29 protein-coding genes and 1 pseudogene are annotated in these 25,061 nt (G+C 55.2%); 19 read left to right on the top strand and 11 right to left on the bottom strand.

Translation table 11 applies throughout. From position 1 onward, the window contains the following. Positions 1–2 precede the first annotated feature (2 nt). The 3 genes from ACR0A2_RS18970 to ACR0A2_RS18960 are packed head-to-tail and all read right to left on the bottom strand — an operon-like array spanning position 3 to position 1,650. Positions 3–662 (bottom strand): DsbA family protein, encoded by a 660-nt coding sequence (locus tag ACR0A2_RS18970; protein ID WP_050605686.1) that lies wholly within the window; start codon positions 660–662, stop codon positions 3–5. Beyond that, positions 659–1,081: a disulfide bond formation protein B gene (locus ACR0A2_RS18965; RefSeq protein ID WP_152460743.1), complete on the bottom strand. Its 423-nt coding sequence runs from the start codon at positions 1,079–1,081 to the stop codon at positions 659–661. The genes ACR0A2_RS18970 and ACR0A2_RS18965 overlap by 4 nt, the downstream gene beginning before the upstream one ends. Before the next feature lie 5 nt (positions 1,082–1,086). Continuing rightward, on the bottom strand, positions 1,087–1,650 hold the full coding sequence (locus ACR0A2_RS18960) for an SCO family protein (protein ID WP_152460846.1): 564 nt from the start codon (positions 1,648–1,650) through the stop codon (positions 1,087–1,089). A 213-nt stretch (positions 1,651–1,863) separates the two neighbouring features. Between ACR0A2_RS18960 and ACR0A2_RS18955 the strand changes: the two genes are divergently transcribed. Continuing rightward, entirely contained in the window at positions 1,864–2,292 is a 429-nt protein-coding gene (locus ACR0A2_RS18955; protein WP_152460742.1) for a MerR family transcriptional regulator, read from the top strand. Between the two features lie 97 nt (positions 2,293–2,389). Then, on the top strand, positions 2,390–3,151 hold the full coding sequence (locus ACR0A2_RS18950) for a transglutaminase-like domain-containing protein (protein WP_152460741.1): 762 nt from the start codon (positions 2,390–2,392) through the stop codon (positions 3,149–3,151). Positions 3,152–3,349: 198 nt separating this feature from the next. Here ACR0A2_RS18950 and phnE read toward each other — a convergent pair whose 3' ends face one another. Genes phnE through ACR0A2_RS18930 form a run of 4 tightly spaced genes read right to left on the bottom strand, consistent with a single transcriptional unit; the run spans position 3,350 to position 7,573 of the window. Beyond that, a complete protein-coding gene (phnE, locus tag ACR0A2_RS18945; RefSeq protein WP_152460740.1) occupies positions 3,350–4,093 on the bottom strand; it encodes a phosphonate ABC transporter, permease protein PhnE in 744 nt (247 codons plus the stop codon). Continuing rightward, the gene (locus ACR0A2_RS18940; protein WP_152460739.1) at positions 4,093–4,863 is read right to left on the bottom strand and encodes a phosphonate ABC transporter ATP-binding protein; all 771 of its coding nucleotides are present in this window, start codon (positions 4,861–4,863) and stop codon (positions 4,093–4,095) included. Before ACR0A2_RS18940 ends, phnE begins: the two co-directional genes overlap by 1 nt. Next, positions 4,860–5,720, bottom strand: coding sequence for a phosphate/phosphite/phosphonate ABC transporter substrate-binding protein (locus tag ACR0A2_RS18935; RefSeq protein ID WP_152460738.1), 861 nt, complete (start codon positions 5,718–5,720; stop codon positions 4,860–4,862). The genes ACR0A2_RS18940 and ACR0A2_RS18935 overlap by 4 nt, the downstream gene beginning before the upstream one ends. Continuing rightward, complete coding sequence (locus ACR0A2_RS18930; RefSeq protein ID WP_152460737.1) at positions 5,720–7,573, bottom strand: cytochrome c peroxidase; 1,854 nt, start codon at positions 7,571–7,573, stop codon at positions 5,720–5,722. Before ACR0A2_RS18930 ends, ACR0A2_RS18935 begins: the two co-directional genes overlap by 1 nt. Before the next feature lie 116 nt (positions 7,574–7,689). On the opposite strand from ACR0A2_RS18930, the gene mntR reads away from it, so the two are divergent. Then, a complete protein-coding gene (gene mntR, locus ACR0A2_RS18925) occupies positions 7,690–8,142 on the top strand; it encodes a manganese-binding transcriptional regulator MntR (RefSeq protein ID WP_152460736.1) in 453 nt (150 codons plus the stop codon). 472 nt (positions 8,143–8,614) lie between these two features. After that, complete coding sequence (locus tag ACR0A2_RS18920) at positions 8,615–9,112, top strand: L,D-transpeptidase family protein (protein WP_152460735.1); 498 nt, start codon at positions 8,615–8,617, stop codon at positions 9,110–9,112. A 352-nt stretch (positions 9,113–9,464) separates the two neighbouring features. On the opposite strand, the pseudogene ACR0A2_RS18915 reads toward ACR0A2_RS18920, so the two are convergent. From ACR0A2_RS18915 to ACR0A2_RS18900, 4 genes and pseudogenes are all read right to left on the bottom strand, one after another. Next, positions 9,465–9,633 (bottom strand): annotated as a pseudogene (locus ACR0A2_RS18915) (helix-turn-helix domain-containing protein); the annotation flags it as partial. 205 nt (positions 9,634–9,838) lie between these two features. Next, entirely contained in the window at positions 9,839–10,792 is a 954-nt protein-coding gene (locus tag ACR0A2_RS18910) for a helix-turn-helix transcriptional regulator (protein WP_152460691.1), read from the bottom strand. A gap of 187 nt (positions 10,793–10,979) precedes the next feature. Further along, entirely contained in the window at positions 10,980–12,269 is a 1,290-nt protein-coding gene (locus ACR0A2_RS18905; protein ID WP_152460690.1) for a helix-turn-helix domain-containing protein, read from the bottom strand. 367 nt (positions 12,270–12,636) lie between these two features. Continuing rightward, a complete protein-coding gene (locus ACR0A2_RS18900; RefSeq protein WP_170602107.1) occupies positions 12,637–13,359 on the bottom strand; it encodes a hypothetical protein in 723 nt (240 codons plus the stop codon). A 155-nt stretch (positions 13,360–13,514) separates the two neighbouring features. On the opposite strand from ACR0A2_RS18900, the gene ACR0A2_RS18895 reads away from it, so the two are divergent. The 15 genes from ACR0A2_RS18895 (at position 13,515) to ACR0A2_RS18825 (ending at position 25,052) form a co-directional block, all read left to right on the top strand. Continuing rightward, positions 13,515–13,871: a hypothetical protein gene (locus ACR0A2_RS18895; protein WP_142638830.1), complete on the top strand. Its 357-nt coding sequence runs from the start codon at positions 13,515–13,517 to the stop codon at positions 13,869–13,871. 48 nt (positions 13,872–13,919) lie between these two features. Next, on the top strand, positions 13,920–14,333 hold the full coding sequence (locus ACR0A2_RS18890) for a thermonuclease family protein (RefSeq protein ID WP_170602109.1): 414 nt from the start codon (positions 13,920–13,922) through the stop codon (positions 14,331–14,333). Positions 14,334–14,796: 463 nt separating this feature from the next. Continuing rightward, positions 14,797–15,480, top strand: a complete 684-nt coding sequence (locus ACR0A2_RS18885) for a lytic transglycosylase domain-containing protein (protein ID WP_367396996.1) — start codon at positions 14,797–14,799, stop codon at positions 15,478–15,480. Then, on the top strand, positions 15,477–15,758 hold the full coding sequence (locus ACR0A2_RS18880) for a hypothetical protein (RefSeq protein ID WP_170474368.1): 282 nt from the start codon (positions 15,477–15,479) through the stop codon (positions 15,756–15,758). The genes ACR0A2_RS18885 and ACR0A2_RS18880 overlap by 4 nt, the downstream gene beginning before the upstream one ends. Positions 15,759–15,761: 3 nt before the next feature. Continuing rightward, on the top strand, positions 15,762–16,040 hold the full coding sequence (locus ACR0A2_RS18875) for a VirB3 family type IV secretion system protein (RefSeq protein ID WP_170474365.1): 279 nt from the start codon (positions 15,762–15,764) through the stop codon (positions 16,038–16,040). Then, entirely contained in the window at positions 16,033–18,399 is a 2,367-nt protein-coding gene (locus ACR0A2_RS18870) for a VirB4 family type IV secretion/conjugal transfer ATPase (RefSeq protein WP_170474362.1), read from the top strand. Before ACR0A2_RS18875 ends, ACR0A2_RS18870 begins: the two co-directional genes overlap by 8 nt. Further along, positions 18,396–18,533 (top strand): hypothetical protein, encoded by a 138-nt coding sequence (locus tag ACR0A2_RS18865; protein ID WP_170417970.1) that lies wholly within the window; start codon positions 18,396–18,398, stop codon positions 18,531–18,533. The genes ACR0A2_RS18870 and ACR0A2_RS18865 overlap by 4 nt, the downstream gene beginning before the upstream one ends. Next, positions 18,533–19,279 (top strand): type IV secretion system protein, encoded by a 747-nt coding sequence (locus ACR0A2_RS18860; protein WP_170474359.1) that lies wholly within the window; start codon positions 18,533–18,535, stop codon positions 19,277–19,279. Before ACR0A2_RS18865 ends, ACR0A2_RS18860 begins: the two co-directional genes overlap by 1 nt. Further along, the gene (locus ACR0A2_RS18855) at positions 19,276–19,776 is read left to right on the top strand and encodes a hypothetical protein (RefSeq protein ID WP_170474356.1); all 501 of its coding nucleotides are present in this window, start codon (positions 19,276–19,278) and stop codon (positions 19,774–19,776) included. Before ACR0A2_RS18860 ends, ACR0A2_RS18855 begins: the two co-directional genes overlap by 4 nt. After that, the gene (locus ACR0A2_RS18850; protein WP_170474353.1) at positions 19,773–20,828 is read left to right on the top strand and encodes a TrbL/VirB6 family protein; all 1,056 of its coding nucleotides are present in this window, start codon (positions 19,773–19,775) and stop codon (positions 20,826–20,828) included. The genes ACR0A2_RS18855 and ACR0A2_RS18850 overlap by 4 nt, the downstream gene beginning before the upstream one ends. Positions 20,829–20,854: 26 nt before the next feature. After that, positions 20,855–21,490, top strand: coding sequence for a VirB8 family type IV secretion system protein (locus tag ACR0A2_RS18845; protein ID WP_170474350.1), 636 nt, complete (start codon positions 20,855–20,857; stop codon positions 21,488–21,490). After that, entirely contained in the window at positions 21,490–22,305 is an 816-nt protein-coding gene (locus tag ACR0A2_RS18840) for a TrbG/VirB9 family P-type conjugative transfer protein (RefSeq protein WP_170474346.1), read from the top strand. The genes ACR0A2_RS18845 and ACR0A2_RS18840 overlap by 1 nt, the downstream gene beginning before the upstream one ends. Before the next feature lie 116 nt (positions 22,306–22,421). Beyond that, positions 22,422–22,988, top strand: coding sequence for a hypothetical protein (locus tag ACR0A2_RS18835; protein ID WP_170575217.1), 567 nt, complete (start codon positions 22,422–22,424; stop codon positions 22,986–22,988). A gap of 11 nt (positions 22,989–22,999) precedes the next feature. After that, positions 23,000–23,833 carry a TraB/TrbI/VirB10 family type IV secretion system protein gene (locus ACR0A2_RS18830; RefSeq protein WP_170575215.1) on the top strand — a complete coding sequence of 278 codons (834 nt, stop codon included), beginning with the start codon at positions 23,000–23,002 and terminating at the stop codon, positions 23,831–23,833. A gap of 205 nt (positions 23,834–24,038) precedes the next feature. Continuing rightward, positions 24,039–25,052 (top strand): ATPase, T2SS/T4P/T4SS family, encoded by a 1,014-nt coding sequence (locus ACR0A2_RS18825; protein ID WP_152460675.1) that lies wholly within the window; start codon positions 24,039–24,041, stop codon positions 25,050–25,052. Positions 25,053–25,061 lie beyond the last annotated feature (9 nt).

Here is a 25,061-nt window from a genome sequence, read left to right as displayed (position 1 = left end):
GCTCAGCTTTGCAGTGCTGCAACTTCTGCAGCGACCAGACGTCTCAATTCAGCCTCACCAAACGGATCCAGAGATTTGCCATTGACGAAGAATGTCGGAGTTTGCCGTATACCGACTGCTTCGACATCAGCGCGATCCTGATTAAGAACACCGACTGTCTGGGGCGCGAGCATTTGTGCCTGCGCTGCATCGGCATCCAGTCCCGCCGCTGCTGCAATTCGAATAATAAGACCAGGCTCAGGCGCACCATGCGCGGCCCATTTGGGCTGCTCTCGCAGCACGGCTTCCAGGACCGGTTCAAAGACCCCCTGCATGCGTGCCGCTTCAAGCACGCGGATCGCCTCCTCTGAGCCTTCGCCATGGAAAGGGGTGTACCGGATCACAACGCGCACGGCGTCTCCATGCTGTGCCATGATGTCCTTCACGACCGGATGAAAGGCACGGCAGGCTTCACAAGCCGGATCGAAAAATTCGACAATTGTAACCGGTGCGTCTTTAGGGCCGAGAACAGGCGAGTAAGAACGGATAAGTGTTTCAGCGATTTCGGGTGCGACAGGCTCGGTGTTGCCTGAAGCAGCCGGGCGGTTCACGTACCAGGAGGCGGCTCCAAAACCAGCGCCACCAAATGCGAGAACGGACAAAATCAGGCCTCGTCTGTTCATACTTGTTTCTCCTTGAGTGAAAGGGCGCACAGAACGCCGATTAGCGCGAATGAAACGAGCGCCATCAGCGGAATCGGGACGCCCAAAACAGTTTGATTTGCGTCCGTGCAGGACGGACCGCTAGCTGAGCATGGTTGGATTTTTTCGGGGATCAGACCGGCATACAGGCCCATGTGCCACAAGGCGACAGCAGCGCCCCCCAATGCCAGTGCTATCCCGTAACGGCCCACGTTCTGGTCCTGCCACCACAGGCCAAGCCCCAGTACGATCGCCAATGGGAACATGAACGCGCGCTGGAACCAGCACAGCACACAGGGCGTCTGCCCCAGGATCTCTCCAATGAACAGAACAGAAAGAGAAGCAACCAGGGCAATCGCCCAGGCCAGGCCGAGAAGTGTATCTTTGGAAAACCAGGACATGGTGCTCAGAGTCTCTGTTTCAGATCCGCAAGAATTTCTTCGGGAGGCGTGCCATATGACCAGGACTGAACGAATCCAGCGTCCTCATTGAACAGAAACAGATGAGAGGTATGCCCCATCGTGTATCCGTCCGGTGCAGCGGCTTGTTCGATCCGTTCGTAGAATATCGGAAAAGTCTTGGACGTTTGCGCTATCTGTTCTGACGTGCCTGTAAGTCCAATGATCCCCGCATCGAAAAGTGGTACATACTCGGCCAAGACGGCCGGAGTGTCGCGTTCGGGGTCAATTGAAATGAAGATGGGTTGCACTTGGTTTGATTGGGTTCCCAGGCCTTCCTGCACTGCTGCCACCTCGGACAGTGTTGTAGGGCAAACGTCCGGGCAGTTGGTGAACCCAAAAAACACCAACATCCACTTGCCCGCAAAGTCGTTCTGAGTACGGACAACACCAGAGTGATCTGTCAGTTCGAACCTGGCCTCGAACGGGACAGAACCTTCTTCGGTCCGCACGGATCTGTTATCTGACCACAACATCAGATAGGCAAATGCCGCCGTTGCGACACCAGCCAGCACCCATAAGATTTTCTGAAATACAGTCAGTTTCAAAGTTAGCCGTCCGCCTGCGATTCTTGGTTCAGAACGGCGTGTACACCCTCTACCTGCTAGAGGTTCAAAGGTGATTTCGAGCCTGCGGCTGGGTGTCACAGGTCCACCGGCTGGAAGGTGCTATTGTGCGGTGCTGACCTGAACCTACATAAGCTGTAACTTTGCAAGGAGACCCAGATGCTGACGATCGGAACGCTTGGAAAAAAGACCGGAACCAAGGTTCAGACGATCCGCTACTACGAGCAGATCGGACTTATGCCGGAACCGGGGCGCACCGAAGGTGGCCAGCGGCGTTATGGCCATACCGAATTGGATCGCCTGGCTTTTATCCGTCACGCCCGCCAACTGGGGTTTTCGCTTGAGGCGATACGCGAACTGCTTGATTTGTCCGACGATCCGGATCGCCCCTGTCATGAAGCCGACAGTATCGCGCGCCGGCAACTCAAACAGATTGAGCAAAGAATGGCGCGGCTGGAAGCGTTGCGGACCGAGCTGGAGCGCATGGTGCATGAATGCAGTGGCGGCAACACCTCGGATTGTCGTGTACTCGAAGTTCTGCGCGATCATTCCGAATGTCTTACTGATCACGAAGAAATCGGCGCGTAACCCTGGGCAGCGTCGTTGCGAACTGGAATTAGCCCCTTGAAGCTATAGTCACTGTAGCAATTACAAGTCTTTCTGAGTTGATTCGACGAGAGACCAAATGCTGAACCGAGACCCGTTGCTAACCGCCACACCTCTGCTTGATTTTGAAACACCCGCAATTTTGGGACTCATAACGGAACGGCGCTGGCCCGATCTGCCTGTCTTGGATCGAATTGGCGCTATTTATGATTTCGTGCGTAACGAGATTGCCTTTGGTTACAACCGTGCAGACGATATCCCGGCATCAGAGGTACTCGCCAATGGCTATGGGCAATGCAATACCAAGGGCACTCTTCTGATGGCACTGTTTCGCGGCAGCGGTATCCGATGCCGTTTGCATGGCTTTACGATCCACAAAGAGTTGCAGAGGGGTGTGGTTCCCGAGCTTTTCTATCCGATGGCGCCGACGGAGATTGTGCATTCATGGGTTGAAGTCGAAGCAGAGGGTACGTGGCTAAAGCTGGAAGGCTTTATTCTGGATGAGCTTTTCTTACGCGTGTTGCAGCAGACATTTCCCAAAACAGAAAGCCTGTGTGGGTATGGTGTGGGGACGGATTGCCTGAGCGATCCCCAGGTCGAATGGGAAGGCCGTGACACATACATTCAAAGAAACGGCATCGTGCAGGATTTTGGGGACTTTGACTCACCTGACTCCTTTTATGTCCGTCACAGGCAGAACTTTGGCTTTTTTCGTGAACTGATGTACCGAGTCGTCGTGAGGCATTGGATGAACGCACGTGTAAGAGCACTACGCACTGGCAGGCTGGTGGCAAATGTTTCGGCAACACATTCCCATGGCAACTCCGGTGAATCCGTTTGAACGCTAGATTGGCACCAAGAATTTTCCTCAACGCAGGCGATTTTCAATCTAGCAAGCTTGAGGCCTTAACAAACCAGCGCGAGGGCGTGTGTAGCAGGCTACACCGGCCCGGTTTCAAGCGAAGCATCCAACCTTCAACCGCGATGGAAGAAAAGGAAAGACACGAGCCTTTTCTTTAGAGAATTGGGAAATTCCGGCTTAGTTGAACCGTTTTTGCAAGGCCATATTCAGCGCCTCTGACAATAAAACCAGAACAATGATTGCCAACGTCACGGTCGCAGCCTTTTCATACTGAAACGACCGTACATAGGTTTGCACATACAACCCAATGCCACCTGCACCGACAATGCCCAGTATCAGGCTTTCGCGCAGATTTAGCTCAAACCGAAATACGGTATCGCGCATGATCACAGGCGCCATCTGCGGCCAGATTGCCCAACGCAACTGTTGAATTCTGTTGGCCCCTGCGCTTTCAAGCGCCGCCACAGGAGCGGTGGCAACATTGTCGATGGCTTCTGCATAGAACTTTGCCAACATGCCGGTCGCGTGAAATGTGATTGCCAGTATACCGGGAAGCGGACCCAACCCAACAGCGCCCACCATTAGCATAGCGACCAGGATCAGCGGGATCGACCGGATAACCGCAAGCAAGGCACGGACGGGACGCCAGATCGCTGGTGGTACCATAGTTTCAGAGGCCAAAACGGCCAGTCCCACCGACAGGATCACGGCGAACAATGTTCCCAGAATGGCGATCCTCAGAGTCTCCGCCAGCCCGGTCAGAACCTCGCGCCAAACGGACAGGTCAGGTGGGATCATACGCCCCAAAAACTCTGCCAGACGGGGTCCCGCGCCTGGCAGCTTGCCCAATCCCATATCTCCGCTGGTCAGCGACCACAGGATCGCCAGCACCAGCATGACCCAAATGACGGATCGACCCATCAACTGACTACACGCAGCCCCGATGTGACACCGGCACCGTGATACAGTTCATCGATGTCCCCGCTGGTCAACTGAGCCGACGGTTTGTCGAACAATACCACGCCATCTCGCAGGCCTATGATGCGCTCAGCAAAGCGGCGTGACAGGTCGGGCTGATGCGAGCTGAAAATGACGCCGATTTCGCGGCTACGTGCAGAGCTGGTGATCAGGCTCAGAATGCGTTCTGCGTGAGCAGGGTCCAAATTGCTGACGGGCTCATCCGCAAGGATCAACTCGGGTTCTTGTGCCAGACATCTGGCAATCGCAACGCGCTGCCGTTGTCCACCCGACAACTGATCGGCACGGCGGCTTGCCAGATCGGACAGCCCCGTATCCTGAAGCGCCCGTGTCACGCACATATGGTCCTCTTCCCGGAACCGCCCCCAGAGTGAGGACCAGATATTCATCCGGCCCATCCGACCGTTCATCACATTCTGATAGACACTCTGCCGATCAACCAATGCGAATTCCTGGAAGACAAAGCCGATATTGGCACGGTCCTCGCGGGATGGAATTCCTGTTGCCAAAAGTGACTTGCCCAGCACCTGGGCCTCGCCCTGCCAACCGCTCGAACGACCATCCAACAACGCCAGCAACGTTGATTTGCCCGCACCCGAAGGACCGAGTAGCGCGACACTTTCACCCGGCTGCACCGACAGTGAAACATCTGCAAGAGCTGCCGCACTGGCAAAGTGCTGCGATACCGCGTTGAGTGAAATCACAGGGTTCATTTCAGAAACCCATACCGCCGCGCAGTCTCGCGTACGCCTTCGTAAACCGATGGATCAGCAGGGAGATAGCCGTCCGGGCCATAGAGGTAGGTGAGCAGGTGACGGTTCTCACTCTCGTTGAGGCGCAGCATGGTTTCAATGAACTTCGCCTGCAGCCCAGCGTCCAGGTCAGGGCGGGCGATGATTGCGTGGCTGGGAATTTGTTCTGATTCCGCCAGCACCTTGACCTCGGCCTGCTGATCCGGTGTCAGATAGAGATCGGCATACTGGCTTGCGCCTGCCGCATCGACCAGTCCGTTGGCCATGGCCTGCATCGCTTGCTGATAACCACCGGCAAAGAACTTCTGCCCGAAAAAACTGTCAGCATCGCCTGTGCCCGAGAACAGCCCGGCGCGCACAAACAGATCAAGCGGATAGATGTAACCGGATTCCGAGACCGGATCGGAAAAGGCAATGTCACGTCCCCGGAGATCGGCCAGCGTTTCGATACCGCTGTCACGTCGCACGAAGACGCGGCCCGAATAGCTGGGTTGCCCGCGATAAACCTCGGACAAGAGCGGTACGGCACCGATCTGGTCCTCGGCCAACACAAAGGGCAACGCTCCCATGAACGAGATATCGGCATCACCGTTGCGCAGCGCCTCGACGGCGGCTGCGTGGTCAAACGTCACAAACCCCGTGACCGGAACACCCATCTGCTCGGAAAGCCAGCCTGTGATGATGTTGATATCACCCAACAGCTTTTCGGGGTTCTCCTGCGGGATGAAGGCCAGCTTCAGCCCCTGATCAGTTGCGGCCATTACGGGCAGGGCTACAGATGCGGCTGCAGCGACCAGAAAATTGCGGCGCGACAGCATCAGAACATCCTCTCGTCAATTTCGGCCTGCATGGCCTTGAACAGCTCCCATTGGCGGGTGGCTTCGGTCCAGTTTCCTTCGGCGCTGGCATCGCCAACCGCTCGCAGGATGGCAGCGAATTCGTAGATTTCGGGCTTGGCGTTCTGATTGACCATGACACTGGCATCCGTCGCCAGATCAGGAGCTACCGTGTCGATCAGAACCGCTATGTTTTCAGCATCCTGCATAGGCAGCAGGGTATCGAGCGTGCTGGCGAATGTTGTCAGTTCTTCCCAGGACAAGCGGAATACGCTGTCACGGCCTTCGAATACTTGATAGGGGTCTTCACCGTCGCCAACGGCTTCGACATAGGCAGTCAGGTCTGCGCGCTGTGCTTCGTCCAACCCCAAATTCTTGGTGTCATTGAACCAGTCAACAACGCTGGCCAGCGTCGGCAGCGATCCGTCATGCATGTAAGGTGCAGTGAAATTGACGTTGAGCAGTGTCGGGGTTTCGAACGCCGTAGCCGTGCCCCCGGGGAATGGTGGTTCAGCGCTGCCCATGTCGTAGGTCAGACCATCGCGGAACTGACGGTCAGGCGTGTGACACGAAGCGCAGGATTTGTCACCAAGTCCGGCAAATTTGGTGTTGAACAGCACCTCTCCGCGCTTGGCGTCGTCCGAAGCCAGATCGGTCAGCTTGCCGTACCGGTCGATCTTTGGGTTGGGAAGGAAGTCGAACTGTTTGACATAGGCTTCCAGCGCATCCAGCTGGAACGGCGTTGGTTCCTTTCCCGCGAACTCGGTCACAATCACATTTCGGATGAACCGGCGCAGGCTTGGTTCGCGCCCGTCGCGGCCATAAGGTGCGGTAAAGCGGATGCCACGCATGGAAGGCGTGTCCAAGTGATCATCGGTCCGGTCATTGAACATTGGATTGAAGAACGAACCGTCCACATCCATCCCACCTGGATGGGATGAAAGGCCCGGAATGAAGAAATCCCGGTTCACGTCGGAGCGGTTGTGGCAGGTCGAGCAGGCGATGCCCAACTCGCGCGCCGGGCCGCCGAAGATTTCAGGGCTGTCGAACAGCATATCTCCATAGGCCACCAGCGGTAGATTGGCCTCATCCTCACCCGCCTCTTCAAACTGAAGAACCAGCCGCGGCAGCTGCGCCTGATCTCCGATGTTCGACCCTGGCGGCAGCGTGGCGGGCATTGTGATTTGTTCGCCTGAAAGAACTACTGTTTCAGGCAGCGGTGTTAACTTGTCGCGTTGGGCATACTCGGATGGCAGATAGTTGGCACGAATATAGGCAACAATAGTGGCCTGAGCTTCTGCAAATTGGTCGACATCCACTGTTTGTGCGCCATTGCCCAGTACTCCTGCGCTGCCAAGGGTGGAGTTCAGAACCAACCATGCCCGGCCCAGATCGCGAGACGCCGACGTGTCTGCAGCCTTGATACCATCCTCGAATGCGCGGAACAGAGCAGCCGCTTGCGCGACCTCGCGTGCCGCTTCAGGCTGACCCAGCGCGGTCTTTGCGACATCCAAATGGCGCAGAATTCCCTCAGCAATGGCAGTTGTGCTTGCTTCAAACAGCGCCTGCCGATCTTCGGCTTTCATAGCTTGGTTGATCGCAATCGCTTCGTTGCCGGAGACGCGTGACAAGGGAGCGACCTGAATGTCACTGCCAGGTGCGGGCGAAGTCCAACTCCTCTCAATTTCATCCCAGGGAACCGGGGTTAGATTTCCCATGAACAAGGTCAGTCGATACGCGGCAGCGCGCGGAGCCCAAGGAGATTCTTCAATCGCCGTGGCATCCGCGATCACGGGCAATGCGCAAAGTAGTGTGGACGCTATCAGGTGTTTCATAGCACTGTCTATCAAAGTTAGCCTTGTCTAATTTAATGATGAAGGCATGCTCATTGTCAAGCTCGGCTTTCAGGTGCATACACTGGAGACTAGACCAGCGACGTAATCGTGAGCCGATGACCGAAACAAAACCGGTAAATTCAGATCGTAGCATTGATACCCAGGCGAGTGGGTTTGAGGCTGTGCGACAGGCCCACCAAAGCGAAATGGTTGAAGACTACGTTGAACTTATCGCGGAGCTGATCCATCAGAATGGCACGGCGCGCCCGGTCGAAATAGCCGAGCGATTGGGCGTGACCCAACCTACGGTTTCCAAGAATTTGGCTCGTTTGAAACGAGAGGGTTTCATTGAGCAAATACCCTACCGCTCACTTCAGCTGACCGATGCCGGGCGTCAATTGGCGGAAGCTTGTAGAAGGCGTCACCGGATTGTCGTGGAGTTCCTGATCGCCTTGGGCGTTTCACCAGAAGTGGCAGAGCATGACGCTGAAGGTATTGAGCATCATGTAAGCGAAGAAACTCTTGCAGTGTTTGAACGGTTCGTTGGGCGGGCCGATGAAGCAAAGTAGAAACAAAAAGAGCCTCAAATATGGTTGCGAAATTTGGTAGATCTAATTTCACATAGACAGAGATTGTCCTAAGTTGCAGCTAGACAGTGACGCTATCTGAGGGTGGGTGGCCCGGCGCGAAACTACGTGGGTACCTGAAAATCGATACAGGTGCAGACGTAGTGAACGAGTCCTTAGAACAAGAATCCAATTCGGTAGATGATCTGGCTCACTTAGTAATCGGCGTCAAGATTTCCAGCGGCAAAAAACCTGACTACAGCAGCGATCTCCGTACTGAATAGGCGAAAACTGAAAGATTGCTTAAGAATAACATATGTCGAAATCATAGAGTTACTCATTGCACTTCTGACGAGGTGGCCACAACTGATCACTTTGTTTTCGGTTCCTGTCCTAGCGAGATCCAATATACCTTTGTTCAACTGGCCTTTAGTGATATTTTTTTGAAAAAATCAAAATGAGCCGAGCAGTTCCAATGAAAAGACGTCTGTTTCTCTCTGGCTTCATAGCCGCCTTTTTGTCCGGCTGTGCAAGCAAGTTCCGTACTTACAATGGGCCGGTTGTGACTCGGCTTCGGCTATACAAAGCGCAGCGCCTACTTATCCTCGATGGTAGTGAGCGTGTCTTGCGGGCTTTTCCAATTGGACTCGGATTTGCCCCCGAAGGTCACAAGCAATTCGAAGGAGACGGGCGAACACCTGAAGGCTCCTATGTAATTGACCGTCGCAATCCCGAGAGCCTTTTCCATCTTTCAATCGGAATCTCTTATCCGAACGAGGCGGATTCTGCGTTTGCCCGAGCTCGGGGTCGTTCTCCGGGCGGTGATATTTTTATCCATGGCGGCCCTCGCCCTGGAATTGATCCCACGAACAAGCGTGACTGGACTGCAGGGTGCGTCGCTGTCACAGATCAGGAGATTGAAGAGATCTACGCTATGGTCAAAGACGGGACGCCAATCGAAATCTACTCATAGAGGGACAGGTTCCGAATAGACAACGATTGCGGATTTGCCTTAGCGCTACGTTGATGGGGGCAGAAGCTATTACTAGAGCTTTCACGGCCAACGCCACACTCGCTGTTTCGACGAACGGATAAACGGATATAGGTCTGGATTGAGAACCCAATCCCACCAGCGCCGAGCATCGGTGGGATGACATGCTTATGGGCAAGCAAATTGATGACAGGACGAATGAACACCGCCGACGAGTCCAATAAAGGACGTTATTTGTATCCTTTTCCGACATCAACTCGCGTAATTCTGCCGTCGCCAGACCGCAAGTCTCATGCTCCAACAGGTGAGAAGTAGGACATGAGGTGTCCCATCACCGATCTGCAGCTTTCCGGTGCGCAGACGCGCCGTAGTAACCATCGCGTTCAGATGACAGGGTTCTGAGAAGACGTTTATTTGATCTCGCGATGGATAGTTGCCTTCGAGCGTTTCAACACATGTGCCATCTCTCGAACAGGGACCTTCGCATGCCTCCAGCGCTCAATCCTACGCCGTTTCTAAATGCCGAGTTGCGAATACACTGCGCCTGTGCCATTTTCTCCTCATTAGATAACCCATTGGTTTCTAACAGAAGTCGCACTTGGAAATAGCACACACCCCCTGCTTCAAACCAAAAACGCAGAAGCGAAATTATGTGAAACTTGCCCCTGCTCACAATTTTGCAAATCAAGCGGTGCACGTGGGCCGAACTCAGAGATGCCTGATCCACACGCATTGATCCCGGTTGGGCCCAAGTTCTTCGAGGATCCTTTCAGCATCCAGATTGAAGTCTTTGGCAATTTCCTGGACCTGAACCGCCTGAAAGCTATCCAAGTTCCGCACCGTTCGACCATCTTCAAAGGTGATCAACTCGTGTGATCTTCCAGACCAACGCACGATCCCGCCGCAAAGGGTCTGTCCTTCAACATCCGCAAGTTCGGCGACCGGGTCGGCAAAGAAATCGGTCCATTTAAGAATACCTGTGCTGACAGCTCTCGCCACTGCTTGTTCCGTTGTCCGGCACTTGAGTTTTGTGACGATCGAAGACGTCAAAGCATGCACCATTCTGGAGGAGAGCCCCGTCTGGCCAGCAACTACGGATGGGATCAATCCTGATGCGAGCATCTTCAGAACATCCATCTCCTGATCGGACAACGCATCCGTAGGAAAGTTGAAAACCGTATCAATCACATCGAGCGCGAGTAGATGCAGGACCTGCGCTTCGTGGCGAAGGGCAGGGAGCATACTCCCGACCAAGGCGTCCCAGTCGGAACGGCGCAGGTTGGAGGTAACCGTAAAGACGCCACGCTCCCCAAACGGATTGATAACCGGAATGGATAGTCCGTGCTGACCCACACCAAATTTTCTCGCTGCATCGAATAGCGGTGCGTGTTCACGCTGATCATCAAACACAGCCCAATCAATCGGGGCAATCATTGCGGCGCCAAATCGAATAAGGGGATCAATCAGAACCAGGTCGTTGTCGACGTAATGCCTGACCCATTCGGCCGGGAACGTGGTGCAACCGTGGACAACGTTGTGATGCTTGTCGATATGGGCGTAGGACGCATTCTCCAGCTCAAACCTGGAACAAATTTCCTGAAGGCGCGCCTCCCCGGTCTGTCTGAAATCCAGTTCAGAATTGCCAATGTCCGCGATTTTCATAGACCGTCTTCCTGTTCCGCGTTGCCGTCGAGGCCGATTAGCAACCTAAAGCTGAACAAACCACTCGGGATTTCCCGTAGCCAATCACAGATTTGAATACGCTTCTGTTCTGGAGGCGGAAACAGAGCAAAAACCTGCCGATGAGACACATGAATTGGAGAAGCTGGCAGCGCGCAACCCGACACGGTTAAATCCGCTTCTTGGGGTCTTGCGGAAACCCGTCTTCCTCCTCCCGGGCTCTTCGTGCCAACAAACCCATGAAACTGGAAATCAGGTTCAACTCCCCGCGCTCATCTGCGCGCACCATACCGCGAAGGTATCCGCCCGGATTAACCACGGGCGGCAGGCGCGGATCACTCAGCCTCGCGTCTATGATCAACCCGGCCAGGATTGCACCCATCACGGTCAAACGGTCAATCGCCGTATGCCATGCGGAGGCATTGGCGCCGATCTCCGACAATCGCGCCGAAACGCCGGTCTCAATCGCGTAGAGCGACGGGCTGGAATTCTGATCTCCGCCACCGGCGATATCGATATGCATACGCAGCTCGGGTGAGGCCAGTTCATATAGGATGCGGTTATTCACCTGCGGTAGTTTTTGGGCCTTGCTTGATGCCGTATCTGTCGGATGATTGCTTTCTAAGCAATGCGGAGGGCCGTAAGGCCCGGAGCCAGAACAATCTGGTTCCGAGGCTTCAGCCGAGGGCATTGTAACTTCGCCATCGGCGTTACAAGACAGAATTTCTTCTTCAATTTGGTCTTGTATATGGCACCCGAAACAGGCTTCGGGTTCACCCGAAAATTCACCGGGTTTTTTAACATATATTTCGATCCGCTTCCAAAGATCGTGAGCTGCCTGAACATGTGATCTGAGCCCATCCAGCGACATGTATTTCAGCTTGTCGGCACGCGGCCAGGATCGAAGTTCCCCCATCATGTCTTCCAGGCCTTCAGGACTGCAGGGGAGCGAGGCAAACACTGCCAAGCTGTGTTTCACATGTCGGTAAAGCCGTGATCGATCCCCGCGCAGCTCGTCATGTTCTTTCTTCTCGGCTTTGCTTTGCTCGTCTGCGTCGCGCATCTCTGAAATGAGGTTTAGGGCAGGGGTCAGAAAGAGGCCGAGCCCCTTGCGCTTACAACGCGCCCCATTTGCACCAAGCCTGCGTTCGAGCAGGCCAATCATTTCCAGTTCTCGTTCGTGATTGTGGATTGTCCGATCTGTCACGCCTCGACCGGCAATGAGGGTTTCCTGGCGCGCGTAGCAAAAGGGTTCCTGAGACGGGTCTCGAAAAGCACATGGCGTAATCATATCGATGATGATCTCTAAGGTGCGAATACAATGGGCTGATGCGCCTCTGATCTGCGCATATCCCACGCAGAGCTGCCGAAACCTGTCTCGATTCCAACCCTCGGGAAGGCCGTTGTGGAAGCGTATATTTTCGTGGTGATGGACGGATGCGATCTGCCGAAAGCTCATCGTATTGGCTTCCCTTGGCAAAGGTCAGTATTGGCATCGCAGCTTAGCGGGGCAGGGTGTTCGGTATGGTTAAGGGGTCTCATAGTCTGCTTCTCTTTGGGGAAGCAAGGCAGGTTGAACCTCAGCAAATAAACACAGAAAAACCGTTCGCACAGATGCGTTTGTCCTTGTCAGTAATTTTGGAGTTTCCTATAAATCAGGTGATCAAACGTGACTTAAGAAGATCCCCGCTGAGGCCCCGCCTTGCGGGGGTTTTTGTTTCTGGGATTAAGTTTTTCCTCCGGGCCAATCGGCCTGGTTTAAAAATGCAGCTGGCGATTTTTGGTGGCATAGCCAGGAGCAACGCGTTGTACCGCAGGTCAGCACCTCAATATCGGATGAGTTCGTAGTCGCTGAACCCGAATGTGTCGGTCCACTCGACGCCAACGCCGCGGAAGTAGCTGGGAGGTTCACAGCGATTGCCCAGTGGCAGCCAGTAAGGGATTGGGGCAGGAGCGCGCTCGGACCAGCGAAAATTCGTATTATCGTCGTAGGTGCCAACCACAAGATCAAGCGAACGCTCGCAATCTCCCTCCCTTGAACGACGGCGATAGCTGTAGTGGCGCACATCCCAAACCCTGATGGATCTCACAACGTCGAAATCGGAAGAAGAAAGATCGACGCTGATCGGGGTGGCTTGGAAACCGTCACCGTATTGGCCGTGATGTGCATCGATCCTTCCTATCGAGATCGCTGCGTCTACCAGTATTGGCTTAGCGGTGTCATCCGATGGAAGCTCTGGAACTGGGCTAGCACTGGTGCGCTTGATGGCTTCCAACCGTTCCATAGGACCCAAGTCCGAGGGGCTGTGTGACGTATTCATCGGACAGCGCCAGAGTTGAAGCGGCGGTTCGACCGGGTAGGGTGTGATGCGCCGAATGAACTCCGCCTTGGCTGCGACGCAATCAGCCGAACTTGGCCAACCCCCGGCGAGGCAAAGGAATATGGCACAGTCAATTGGATAGGCACGAGCCTGCGTGGCTGGCAGTGCAGCGAGTGCAACTGCAAGGGCCTTCGCGCGAGTTCGATTTCCGGATTTTGAGTGTTTCAAGATGGTCTCTCCTGCTTGCGAATCGCCTAAGCAATATCCGGCCAATATATTTCTGACAATCCAATATCGTATATTGGCGGGTTTTCTTATATTGACGTAGATTGTGTTTTAGTCCACAACTTTTGGATGTAGAAGACGGCCCATAGGGGGTCGTCATGGCGGACAACAAGAGACAATACACTGTGGTAACCATCGAGATGGTCCGGGGCCTGAAAGAGGATCAGGTTCCCTTTACATGCCGCTACGAATTTATCGGACTCGCTTCCCTTGGACGACCTAAGTACCACTGCATTTACAGCTCGCCGAACTATGTCGGGGCCTTGTGCAAGTCGAAGATCTCTCGAGCGGGCGCTGAGCCCAGAGAGTTCGATCTTTGGCCGGGCCTCTTCAAGCATCATCAGGAATTTGGTGATGGGCGCATTCTCTGCGTCAAATCAGACTATACGATCGAGTCGATTACCCCAGAGGGTCTCGAAGCAGCTCAGGCCCTGGACGCGAAATCCAAAACCTGATCGGTCACGTTCGAGAACCCGGCTCATCAAAATGCTGGGGCAGGGCGCATGAAACGGCTCTTGTTTCTCAGCGCTACACTCGCGTCTTTGTTTTTTGTTGCGGTCTGGATTGAACCATCAAAACAAACAATAACCCTGAGCGCATCCGAGGTGATTGCCGTTGATGGTGACACCATCGACCACGGTGATGACCGCTACCGCCTCATCGGTTTCGACACTCCTGAGACCTTCCGCGCACAATGTGAGGCCGAGAGAGCTTTGGGTCTGAAAGCCAAAGACCGCCTGACGGAGATCATTCAGACCAGTGGGCAGATAGAATTGGTTATCCAACCAGACCTGGACGTGCATGACCGTTTCCTCGCGGTCGGACGTTCAGGTGGTCAGGAGATAGGGAAAACTCTGATATCCGAAGGTCTCGCGCGACCCTATTCGGGCGGCAAACGCGGGTCCTGGTGCGGCTAGACGAAAGGACTGAGCGACGACTTGCAGAAAATGGAACAAAACCACCGAGCAGTGAGCGGTCCTGTCGATTGCGCCAACAACCGACAGGACAAGAAACGCCCCAAATCCATCCGGGCATTCCTCAAACATCAAGAGAGAACTGTACTATGGTAAAAACAGTAACCCTAGATGCCGATCTTAGATCGGACAGCACCGCGCCAGAGTCAATGGGTGCGACCCTGGACAACGTGCCTGCACCTCCGACCGCTTAGCGCTGTCTGACGATTTGGGCGAGCGGGACATCCGAACGTTTCAGCTAGGCCATCCGACTAAGAGATCCGAACCAGACATTGGTTTTTTGCGGCGCCTCTGAAGGTTCCGTGTTGTGTCCCGGCACCCTTTTCCCACGGCCCAGATGACCTGATGTCGAACCCCATAATAGTAATTATGTAAAAACTACTGACCTAATTTGGAGGACAAATTAGTGACCAGCTCCATCAAAAGCTTCACCGAAAACAGATGTCGGATCAACGCCGTTTGGCCGTTGTTGGCATTCTTGACGGCGACTTTGGGAACGGATGCCAGTGCACAGGTCATCGAATACGAACCGGACGGCAGCGTGTATCTGAACGGTGCGCGGGCAGAAATCGTTAATGGCATCGTCTGTCCAATCCGGATGCGCGAGTACACTCTCGATGAAAAACCGGAAGCTCCGAAGGCCAAGCCACAGAAAAAGATCGAGATTGCGGGCAAGGCACCGCGGCCTCGCAGATCCTCGGGCGGCTGGTCGCAGGAGCGGATCGTTAAAGAAATCCACGCAGCGGCGGAACGCCATGACATTCCGGCAGAGTTGTTCATGGCGCTGGTCTGGCAGGAAAGCCGGTATCAGGCTGATGCTCTGTCGCCCAAGGGTGCCTATGGCTTCGCACAGCTCATGCCCGGAACGGCGAAAGACCTGGGCGTGAACCCAAAGAACCCTGCAGAAAACCTCGACGGTGGTGCCCGCTATTTGGCGGCGCAGTACCGCGAGTTCGGAACCTGGAAGCTGGCGCTTGCCGCCTACAACGCCGGGCCTCACCGCGTCGTCGAATACGGCGGCGTCCCCCCCTTCACCGAAACCCGCAACTACGTGCGGATCATCCTAAGCAAAGTGAGCACTTCCTCATGAAAAGAACCCACTTCATCCAACAGACCGCGTTCTTCGCGCTGGCAATGATTATCGTCAGTGCAGCTCCCGCCTCCGCTGGCTGGCTGCAAGATGCCATTGGCGATTTTATCAACGAAACGCTGGCCGACTCCAAGGTTGTTGGCGTCAGCCTTGCCGCTGTCGGCTTCATCTGGGGCTGTCTTGCCTATGTGTTCGGTTGGGGCTCGCTGAAGGGTCCAGTGGTCGCGATTGTTGTGGGTGCCGTCATTGGCCTTGCCGATACATTCATCGGAGCCTGATCGATGCCGCGCCGAAATACCGTCTTTCGCGGCCTAAGCCGTCCCGCAGAATGGGGCGGCCTACCCGTGATCTATCTGCTGGTGATCCTCGGGATGACCATGCTTTCGTTCTTCATGTTCGGAATAGCGCCAGCAATCATTGCGGGTTTTGCTTTCTACACCGTGCTTCGCCTCTTTTACGAATGGGAACCGGCTTTCTTCCGCGTCCTGTCTGTAACCCTTTCCAAAACTCCGCGCACCAAAAACCGCCAGCATCATGGGGGAGATTACTATAGTGCCTAAGCCTGCTGCCCGAGGCATGTGGACCCTTGCCCGCTCGTTGATCGAGCCGAGCTGGCGCAAGGATGAAATGAGCCTCTTTCAGATGTTGCCGTATGGCTATGTCGTGGATGATGAGGTCATTTCCACACGCAACGGTGGTCTTATCGCCGCTGCGGAAATCACCGGTGTCAACGCAAACACGCTGGACGAAAACGAGTTCGAGTTCCTGGCCGAACGGTTTGAGCGTGTGTTGCGCACAACACCTAATGAGGTGGCTTTTTATATCCATCGACTGACCGTCCCGGCTGAGACTGGTCATGTCATCACAGATCCAACCGGTTTTGCCGGTGCAGTGGCGCAGGCCATGCGCTCAGCGTCCGTCGATGCAGAGCTGAAAGAACGCAAGATCATCATCAGCGCCATTCTCCAAAAGCGGCAGGATGAGCGGGCAAAACAGATGTTCGGCATGTCGTCTGGAACGATAGACGAGGAACGCCGAGAAATGATGGAACAGCTCGACGGTGTGTTCACAACACTGGCGGGCACGCTGGGCGAGGCCCGTGTGCGCCGGCTGAAGCTCAGCGAGGGGCATTGGCTCGGTTATTATGGAATGCTGTTGAACGGTCGGTATCAGCCGATCATTCACACAAACATTGCAGAACCCATCGCCTTCAACATGCCGCAAGAGGATGTGCTGTTTCAGGGCAAGACCGGCAAACTGGTCACAGGCGACGATCAGGAACGCTCCATCCGTGTGTATTCCCTGAAGAATTACCCGATGGTTTCGTTCCCCGGCATTTTCGACGGGCTGGACCTGCCGGTTGATGTCGTGATTTCGCAATCCTTCCTGCCGATCAGCCGCGCCCAAGCGCAGGAAATGGAACGCCGCAAGTCGGGACAAATGCGCTCGGCGGGCGACAAAGCGAAGTCGCTTGAAGAGGACTTGTCCATTCTGGCGGACGGCATTGCCTCCGGCACCATGTCACTCGGCAAGCACCACCTGTCGATCTGCGTGTTTGGGAACGAGGAAGATCTGAAAACCGCCGAAAAACACATCATCGGTGAAATCCAGATTTCGGGCGGCACGGTCAAACGCGAAGCGATGTCGGCGCGGTCGGTGTACTTCGCGCAGCACCCCGGCAATTTCGCGTTCCGCGCCCGTGAAGAACTGATCACGGACCAGAACTTTGCGGATATGGTTGCGTTCCACATGCGCCCCAAAGGGTTGGATGCGGAAAAGCTACCCTGGCCGGGGCCATTGGCGACGTTCCCGACAACGCACGGGGACAGCTACGATGTTTCGCTGCACCTTCCCAAGACCAGTAACGACCCTGAAAACCTGCCCTCCGGGCATACGATCGTTCTTGGACCGAACGGCTCGGGTAAAACTGTGATCGCGATGCTGCTGGCAACAATGGCGGTTGCACAGGGCGCGCGGATCATCGCTTTTGACAAAGACCGGGCAATGGAGGCTCCAATGCGGGCGCTCGGTGCGCAGTACACCCGCGTCCGGGTGGGCGAACCCACTGGCATGAACCCGTTTCAAACGGAAACGGATGAGGCTGGGCAAAGCTGGCTCGCCAATTGGGTCATTGCCCTATTGAGCTATGACGAACCACTGACCACCGATCAGAAGGATGAAATCACAAGGGCTTGCCAAGCCAATGCCACTTTGCCGCCTGCGCTTCAGAACTTCGATTCACTGGTGGAACGGTTCAGAGCCTTTGACGATGACAAGAACCTGTACAAGCGTGCAAGTGAATGGGCGGGCGAAGGCCGCTTGTCCTGGATGTTTGGCGAGGGTGGCTCAGATCCGTTTGCTGCTGGCGACCGTCATCTTGTGTTCGATATTTCTGAGGTTCTGGATGACGAATTGGTGCGGCTGGCATGGATCAGCTACGTCATGCGCCAGATTGAACGCCGCTGCGCCACCAAGATACCCACTGTCTTTGTGATTGATGAAGCATGGGTAATTGCTGGCAACCCTTATGGCGCTGGCATCCTCATAAATGCCTACACCACGTATCGGAAGCTGAACGTCATGATGATGATGATGACGCAGATCCCCGATCACCTCCTGTCGTCGGCAGCAAGTAAGTCGATCCTGGAAAACACCAGCACGCAGCTCTTGTTCCCCTCTCGATCCGGCAATGAAGCGGATTACAGGGCAATCGGCTTGAACGATTCAGAGCTGGGCGCGCTGAGGGCGCATTTTGGCGACCGCGTAATGCTCATGAAGAAAGGTGATGAGAGTGTTTGGCTCGATGTCGATGTCGGCGCTCTCGGCCCGCTTCTCCGTGTTCTGAGCGGATCAGACGGAAAATCGTTCCCTGATCCTGACTGGCGAAAAAACCCCATCTTCTGGAAGGAAATCACATGAAAACTCGCCTTGTAATCGCCCTTGTAGTTCTGGCCGCCGTCTCGGCCTGCACCAGCACCTATTCGGGCTATCGCAGCAAATGCGCCTGCGACTTTGAGCGCATGACCCCCCCTGAAAACTTGGAGCTTGTCTAATGAGTATTGCAAAGAAATTGCGGACAACCATTGCTGTTTCGGTTCTGGCCGCCCTGCCCGTCGTTACAGCAGCCCAAGGTGTTCCGACCGTCGACGCCACAGCCATTGCACAGGACGCCGCCAATTCGGCCCGCGAAGTCGCAGAAATGGTCCGCCAATACGAACAGCTGATACAACAATATGAGAAGCTCGAGCAGCAGCGCGCGATGCTGGAGAACTCCTTCAAGGCCATTTCTGGTCTAACAGATTTGGACGAGTTCAACAGCCGCAGCTTTTTGAAGCTGGCGACCGCTGCTGACACGCTCGGATACGCGTTGGACGCGACCGAAGATACGATTGGTGATCTTCCGGGCGTGGCCGGGCTCGCGATGGAGCGCCGATCGATCAGCCTGGGTCTGAATAATGGCATCCTCAAAGAGTTCAGCACGTCAGACGTGCCAGCCCGGCGCATTATCTCGGAGCGCGGTGGCGCTGGCTTGATGGCGTCCGCTCTGGGCGAACAGGGCTATGACATGGCCGGTCAGCTCGCTGAAGATGCCGAAAAGCTGCGCGATGAAATCGGCCAGCAAGAAGATCTGAAGGACGCCATCGACTACAACACGGCGGTTCTCCTGAAACTCTTGCAAGTTGAAATTGAAATCTTGCGCACAACCTCTGCTAATGCTCTGGCGTCGGGCACAGATCTGGCTGCAAACGCAGCGGACCTAAAGACGCTTAGCAATTACGCAAGAGGAGAAACCCAATGAAAAGCCGCACCACTTTCGCCCTGATCACACTGACGGCGACGCTTTTAGGGTCGTCGGCCAGTGCTGAGGCCAGACTGCCGTTTCCCCCCAATGTTGATTGGACATTTGGGGAATATCGGACCTGTCTTGGTTATTCGGGCGTGCGAGCGTTCAAAAAACCCCTGAAGGAATACGGAGTTGAACAGCTCGCTAACGCTGGTCAGGGCGCGGATCAACAGTATGTCGTCGGCAACTGGACCGATGCCATTCTGAATGAGCAAGTGATCGCTGCTCATGAGTTTGCCATTGAGCAATGCCGACTGCGCAAATCCGATGAAGCTTTCAGCACTGAATGCCCGCTCGGCAACCTCAGCCGCGAAGCTGCAATCGAGTTGGTGGGCGCTGACCAGGGCGATTTCTGGTCAAAGCCATCCAGCGAACTCAAATCGCTCAAAGCAACGCAGCAAGAACGCTTGGAAGCGCTGCGCCCTGTAATTGAGGAGGCTTGTGGGCCGTGATTCAGGATTTCGTCAGCTCGATTGAATCAGCAATCAGCAACTTTTCTCAGCAAGCATACACCAGCCTTGCGGCGGATCTCGCATCCGCCCTCTGGGCTATTGCTGCGCTGATCTTTGTAGCGATGCTGATCAACGGCGTACTTCAGATCAGAGAAATTGGGTTTGGTGGTTATGTAGGCTGGATCATTCGGGCGACGATAATCATCGGAATGGCGTCGAGCTGGTCCTTTTTCCAACCAATCTATCAAGGCGTCCAAACCTTGCCGGACAGTATTGCCGGGGCACTCACTGGAACCACTAATGTATGGCAAGCGTTGGATGAGATTGCGCTTCAGTGTTTCTTGATGGGCCAGCAGGCCATTGAAAACGCGACTTGGGGCTTGAGCATCACCGGGGCTATTCTCTGGGTTGTTGGGGCCGTCATCGTTGCCTTTGGCACTGGCATGGCACTCATCGCAAAAGGCGGTCTGGCGGTGTTGCTGGGTCTAGCGCCAGTTTTCATCGCAACGCTACTCAGCTCGGCAACAGCCAATATCTTCGCAGCCTGGGCGAAAACGACCGTTGGCCTGATCATGGTCATCGTCGTTCTGACAGGCATCGTTTCTCTTATTCAGGCGCTTTTCGCTTCGGAGCTTGGTTCCTTGTCTGATGTTAATGACATGGAAGCGAGCGGGCGTTTTCTAGCAATCTGCATCGTGGCTATCGTCATGCTCACGCAAATCCCGTCACTGGCTGGCGGCATGTCTGGCGCGATAGTTTCGGCATCCTCCGGTCTTGCCGTGGCAACCGGCGCGGTAGCAGCCGCAAGAAGTGCATTGGGCACTGCCAGCGATGGCGCGCGCGGTGCTGTTGCCGGTGGGAAAACTGCCGCCGCTATGGCTTCCGCAGCTCGTGACGGGACTGGCGTTCGTGACAGCGCGTCTCGCGCAATGCAAGCGCGTCGGGACATAGCGCACAGAGCCCGCAATCAGGATGGGGCAGCTCGTCAGAGCTACGCCGCTGACCGTTACCGGCAGAGCATTCGACAAGCTCGCGCCAATAAATCTTCATAAATCGAGGTACAGAGCAAATGTCACACGTGACAGATCACGAAAAAGAACTCTTTCTGGGCGCACGCCGCGATGCCTTCAAATGGCAAGTATTCGGCATGGTCGGTATGGCAATGGGCGTGGCCTCTATTATTGGCTGGGCGATGCTCCTTCCCTTGAAGGAAATCCGGGCGGTGCCATTCTCCATTGATCCGGACACAAAGCTGCCGGTGCTGCTGACTGAAAAGGTCGAAGAACTGGAACCATCTGAAGCGATGGCCTTCCGTGAAGTCGCAAATTATGTGCGCGACCGGGAAACCTATGATGTCCAGGACAACAACGAGCGCCTGAAATCGGTACTGCGTCGTTCTAATGAGCTGGCCGAAACGTCTTACCGCGAACTGTGGGATGGGTCGAACGACAGCCATCCGGATGAAATCTATACGCCCAAGACAAAGGTGCAGACGGAAATTCTGGGCGTCTCGCCGGTCAACGATGAGACGGTGCAGGTCGAGATCCGCAAGTCCCTGATCGTGCCAAACCAAGAAACGGCCTCAGCCCGCTACGTGGTCACAGTGACCTACGGGTTTGAGGAAAAAATCGTGACGTCGATGGATGAGCTTCTGGAAAATCCTTTCGGCTTCGTCGTCACCAACTACCGCGTAGACGCCATGGGAAACATCTGATGCTGCGTACGTCAAAAACACTCGCGACCACCGCCGCAGCAGTTCTGGCATTCTCTACGCCACTGCTCGCTGAAATCACACCGACGCCAGACGGAAAGAATGCGGATCACCGCATCACGCATTTCCATTACGTCGAGAACCAAGTGTACCGCATCCCTGTAGGTGAACGCCTGATTACCTATGTTCACTTTCCGCAGGGCGAAACCGTCCGCAGCATTGGTGCGGGCGACACCGAGAGTTTTCAGATCACTCGCCTGCAGGAAGGTCGCGTTATTGCGTTCAAACCGGAAATCCTGAACTCGGATTCAAACCTGACCGTTCTGACCAATCGCGGGACATACAACTTCTATCTGGTTCCGGCCGAGAGTGCCGCCGAACGTAAACGAGTACCGTTTCGGGTCACGTTCTATAACAAAAACAACAGCGGCGGGACTACAAAGCGCCGTGGCACAGTTGCTCGGAGTGAACCGAAACCGACAGGCCGGTTTGTGAACCAAAACTACTCGCGCTCGGGCAAAGCTGACTTCGCGCCCACCGCCGTGTGGGATGATGGCGTTCACACCTATTTGCAGATCCCGCAGGATGCAGAGTTGCCGGGGATCTTCCGTGTCCTGCCTGATGGCCGCGAGCTGATGGTGAACACCACAGTCAAAGAGCGCGGCATTATCCAGGTGCAGGGTCTTTCCGATCTTTGGACACTGCGCATCGAGGACACTTCGATCTGTGTTCGAAACGATGGCGACGCGTTTCAGCAGGCAAGCGTGAGCGGTCGGCCCGTCACTTCACAGACAGTTAAACCGGGGGGCAGCAAATAATGAACCGCGAGCAGACAATTGCGGCGCGGATTGCAGCGGAGCAACCGCCTCAACGAGTAAGGAAGAGGTTTGAGCCCAAGAAGCTCATTACGGTTACTGTCGCCGGAACAGTATTCGTGGGCTTCGCGCTGTTTGTGTTGGGCGAAGACAGCAAGACCTCTCGCGCCGGAGTTCGTGTCGACGCTCTGCAACAGAGTGGTGGTGAGCGATACGGGCTTTTGACGGCACGTGGGCCAGAGGTCGATGAACCGAAACCCCAAGCTCTGCCAGAGACAATTGCTGTCGCGACACCGGCGACAGCGTCTGTGCGGGTCGAGTCCGAAGGGCTGAAACAAGCCTTGAAAACTATCGAGCAACAGAACGGTCGGATTTCCGATCTGCAAGACGAGCTGACGGACGCCAAAGTTTCGCTGTCCGAAAAAGACGGTGAAATCGCAACGCTGAACCTGACCAATGAACGCCTTCAGGTCAGATATGATGAGCGAGAGAAGAAGTTCCAGACGGAACTTGCCCAGGCCATCGCAGATGCGGAGGCCCGGGCACTTGCCAGCGTAAGCCACCTTCAGGCGCAAGGTCTGACCGATGACGAGCGGCGCAGACTCGAAGAACTGAAGAAGATGCGCCAGCGGCAGAACCAGTCGGACGGCATTGTGTTCGATGAAAACCCATACGGCAGAAACTGATGGAGCTGACGATGAACAGAACAGCACTCACCCTCGCCCTGGTCACGTTGGCCTCAAGCGCGATGGCACAGGACGCACCCGGTCAAAACTACCAGCCGATCAATGGTGGATCGCAGCCGGTCATTTTCCAACCCTTCCCTGCAGCGCCGCAGCCGGTTCAAGTCCAGCCAGACGACACCCGCCTGCCTGAAGATCAACGCGGCTATCAGGAAAACCAAAACACGACATGGCAAAACAATCTGGTCGAAGAATATCCCCCCATCGTCGGGGCCTCGATCATTGACGATCCGTCGCGCACCCTGACGCAAGGCACGGTTTTGTCGGCTGTGTTCGGTGGCGCGGTCAGCTCGGAGTTGCCCGGCAGTGTCGTGGCGACGATTACACGTGGCGTCTACTCGATGGACGGCACGCGTTTGCTTCTGCCGCGCGGATCGAAGCTCTTTGGCGAGTATCGAGCGGACACGACATTGGCGCAAACGCGCATCATGATCGTTTGGAGCCGTGTCATCACGCCTGACGGCCTGTCAACTCAGGTCGGATCGGCTGGTACGGACGGTCAAGGCCGGACTGGTGCGACCGGCAGGGTGAACACACACTTTGGGAAACGGTTCGGAACTGCAGCGCTGTTGTCCATCATCGGCATTGCGCCGGTGGCACTGGTCTCTGACAACGATAGCAACAACTCGGTTCGCACTGATCTGGCAACGCAAGTGGGGTCTAACCTGCAGAACGCTACGGCAGCGGCGCTTGATGAATACCTGCGCATTACTCCGACAGTCTTTGTCGATCAGGGCAGTCGCATCAACGCCATCCTGCAGCGCGACGTTGTGTTCGATAGCTTCTGAGCGCGAGCCAATGAGCCGACCGCCTCAGCAGTCTTTCCGGCCGCTGCCAGCATGATCGAGTGCGGTAGCGGCCTTTTTTGAAGCAAATTCAGCACTTTTTGGAAGCAATGAATCTTATGTGGATGCCTTCGTGTTCGAGGCAAAGCCGAGATGCAGCGAAGGCAACCTCCAGTGTTCAAAAAAGTGCTCTACCAAGGACAAGAACATGAGCGGGCGGAACGGCAATAGCCTTCTGGAATACTATACAGGCAAGATCGAGCATCTGTTGCACGATGAAAGCCTGAGCGAAATTTCTGTGAATCCTGACGGATCGGTCTGGGTCGAAGAAATGGGCACAACACACATGACCAGGACAGACATTACTCTGAACAGAGATGATGTGGAAAACATCGGGCGCTGCGTGGCCGGATTCAGCGATGTGACATTCGGAGAAAAGAAGCCGATTGCGACGGCCAACGTGCCGACACAGCAGGGTAAAGCGCGGGTGCAGGTTGTGATTCCGCCAGCAACAACCGGCGTGGGGTCCGTGGCGATCCGCCTGCTCCGCGTGAAAACCGTCGATCTGGGCGCGTTCAGCTTCGCCAGCAAAGAGGCGGCGTTGGCAGAAAACAATGATCACAGCGCGCTTGAAAAGGCTCGGGCTGCTCTCGCTGCCGGAACAATGAACTTTGACGAGCTGGCCGACCTTGCGATGCTAAGCAAATGGAACGTGATCATTGCCGGGGGCACCTCGTCTGGCAAAACCACTGTTCTCAATGCAATGCTGAAGCGCGTCGATCCTGGCGAACGGATCGTGACGATTGAAGAAGTGGCCGAGCTGGACATCGAGCAACCCAATTCTGTCGATCTACTTGCTGACCGTTCCGAAGAAGATGGCCCTCGATCACCAACAAAGCTGCTGGAATCGGCGCTGAGGTTACGGCCTGACCGCCTCGTCTGCGGTGAAATTCGGGGCGACGACGCAAATATGTTCCTGGAACTGGTGAACACCGGCCACGATGGTTCTGTTTGTACCATGCACGCCAACTCACCAGTAGATGCCATTGGACGTATGAGCAAGATGGTGCGTCGCGGATCTCCGACCGTTCAAAAGTCAGAAGTGGTCGATGACATCCGGGCCACCATTCACATGATCGTTCACATGAAGAAAATCGGTGACGAACGGAAGGTCAACGGAGTGATCTTCCCACCCCTGATGACCGCTGATCAACTTATCTGAAGGAGAAAT

The organism is Ruegeria sp. H8, from assembly GCF_056532905.1.
The sequence above is the reverse complement of the archived record's forward strand: the minus strand, read 5'-3'. Positions and strand labels throughout refer to the sequence as shown.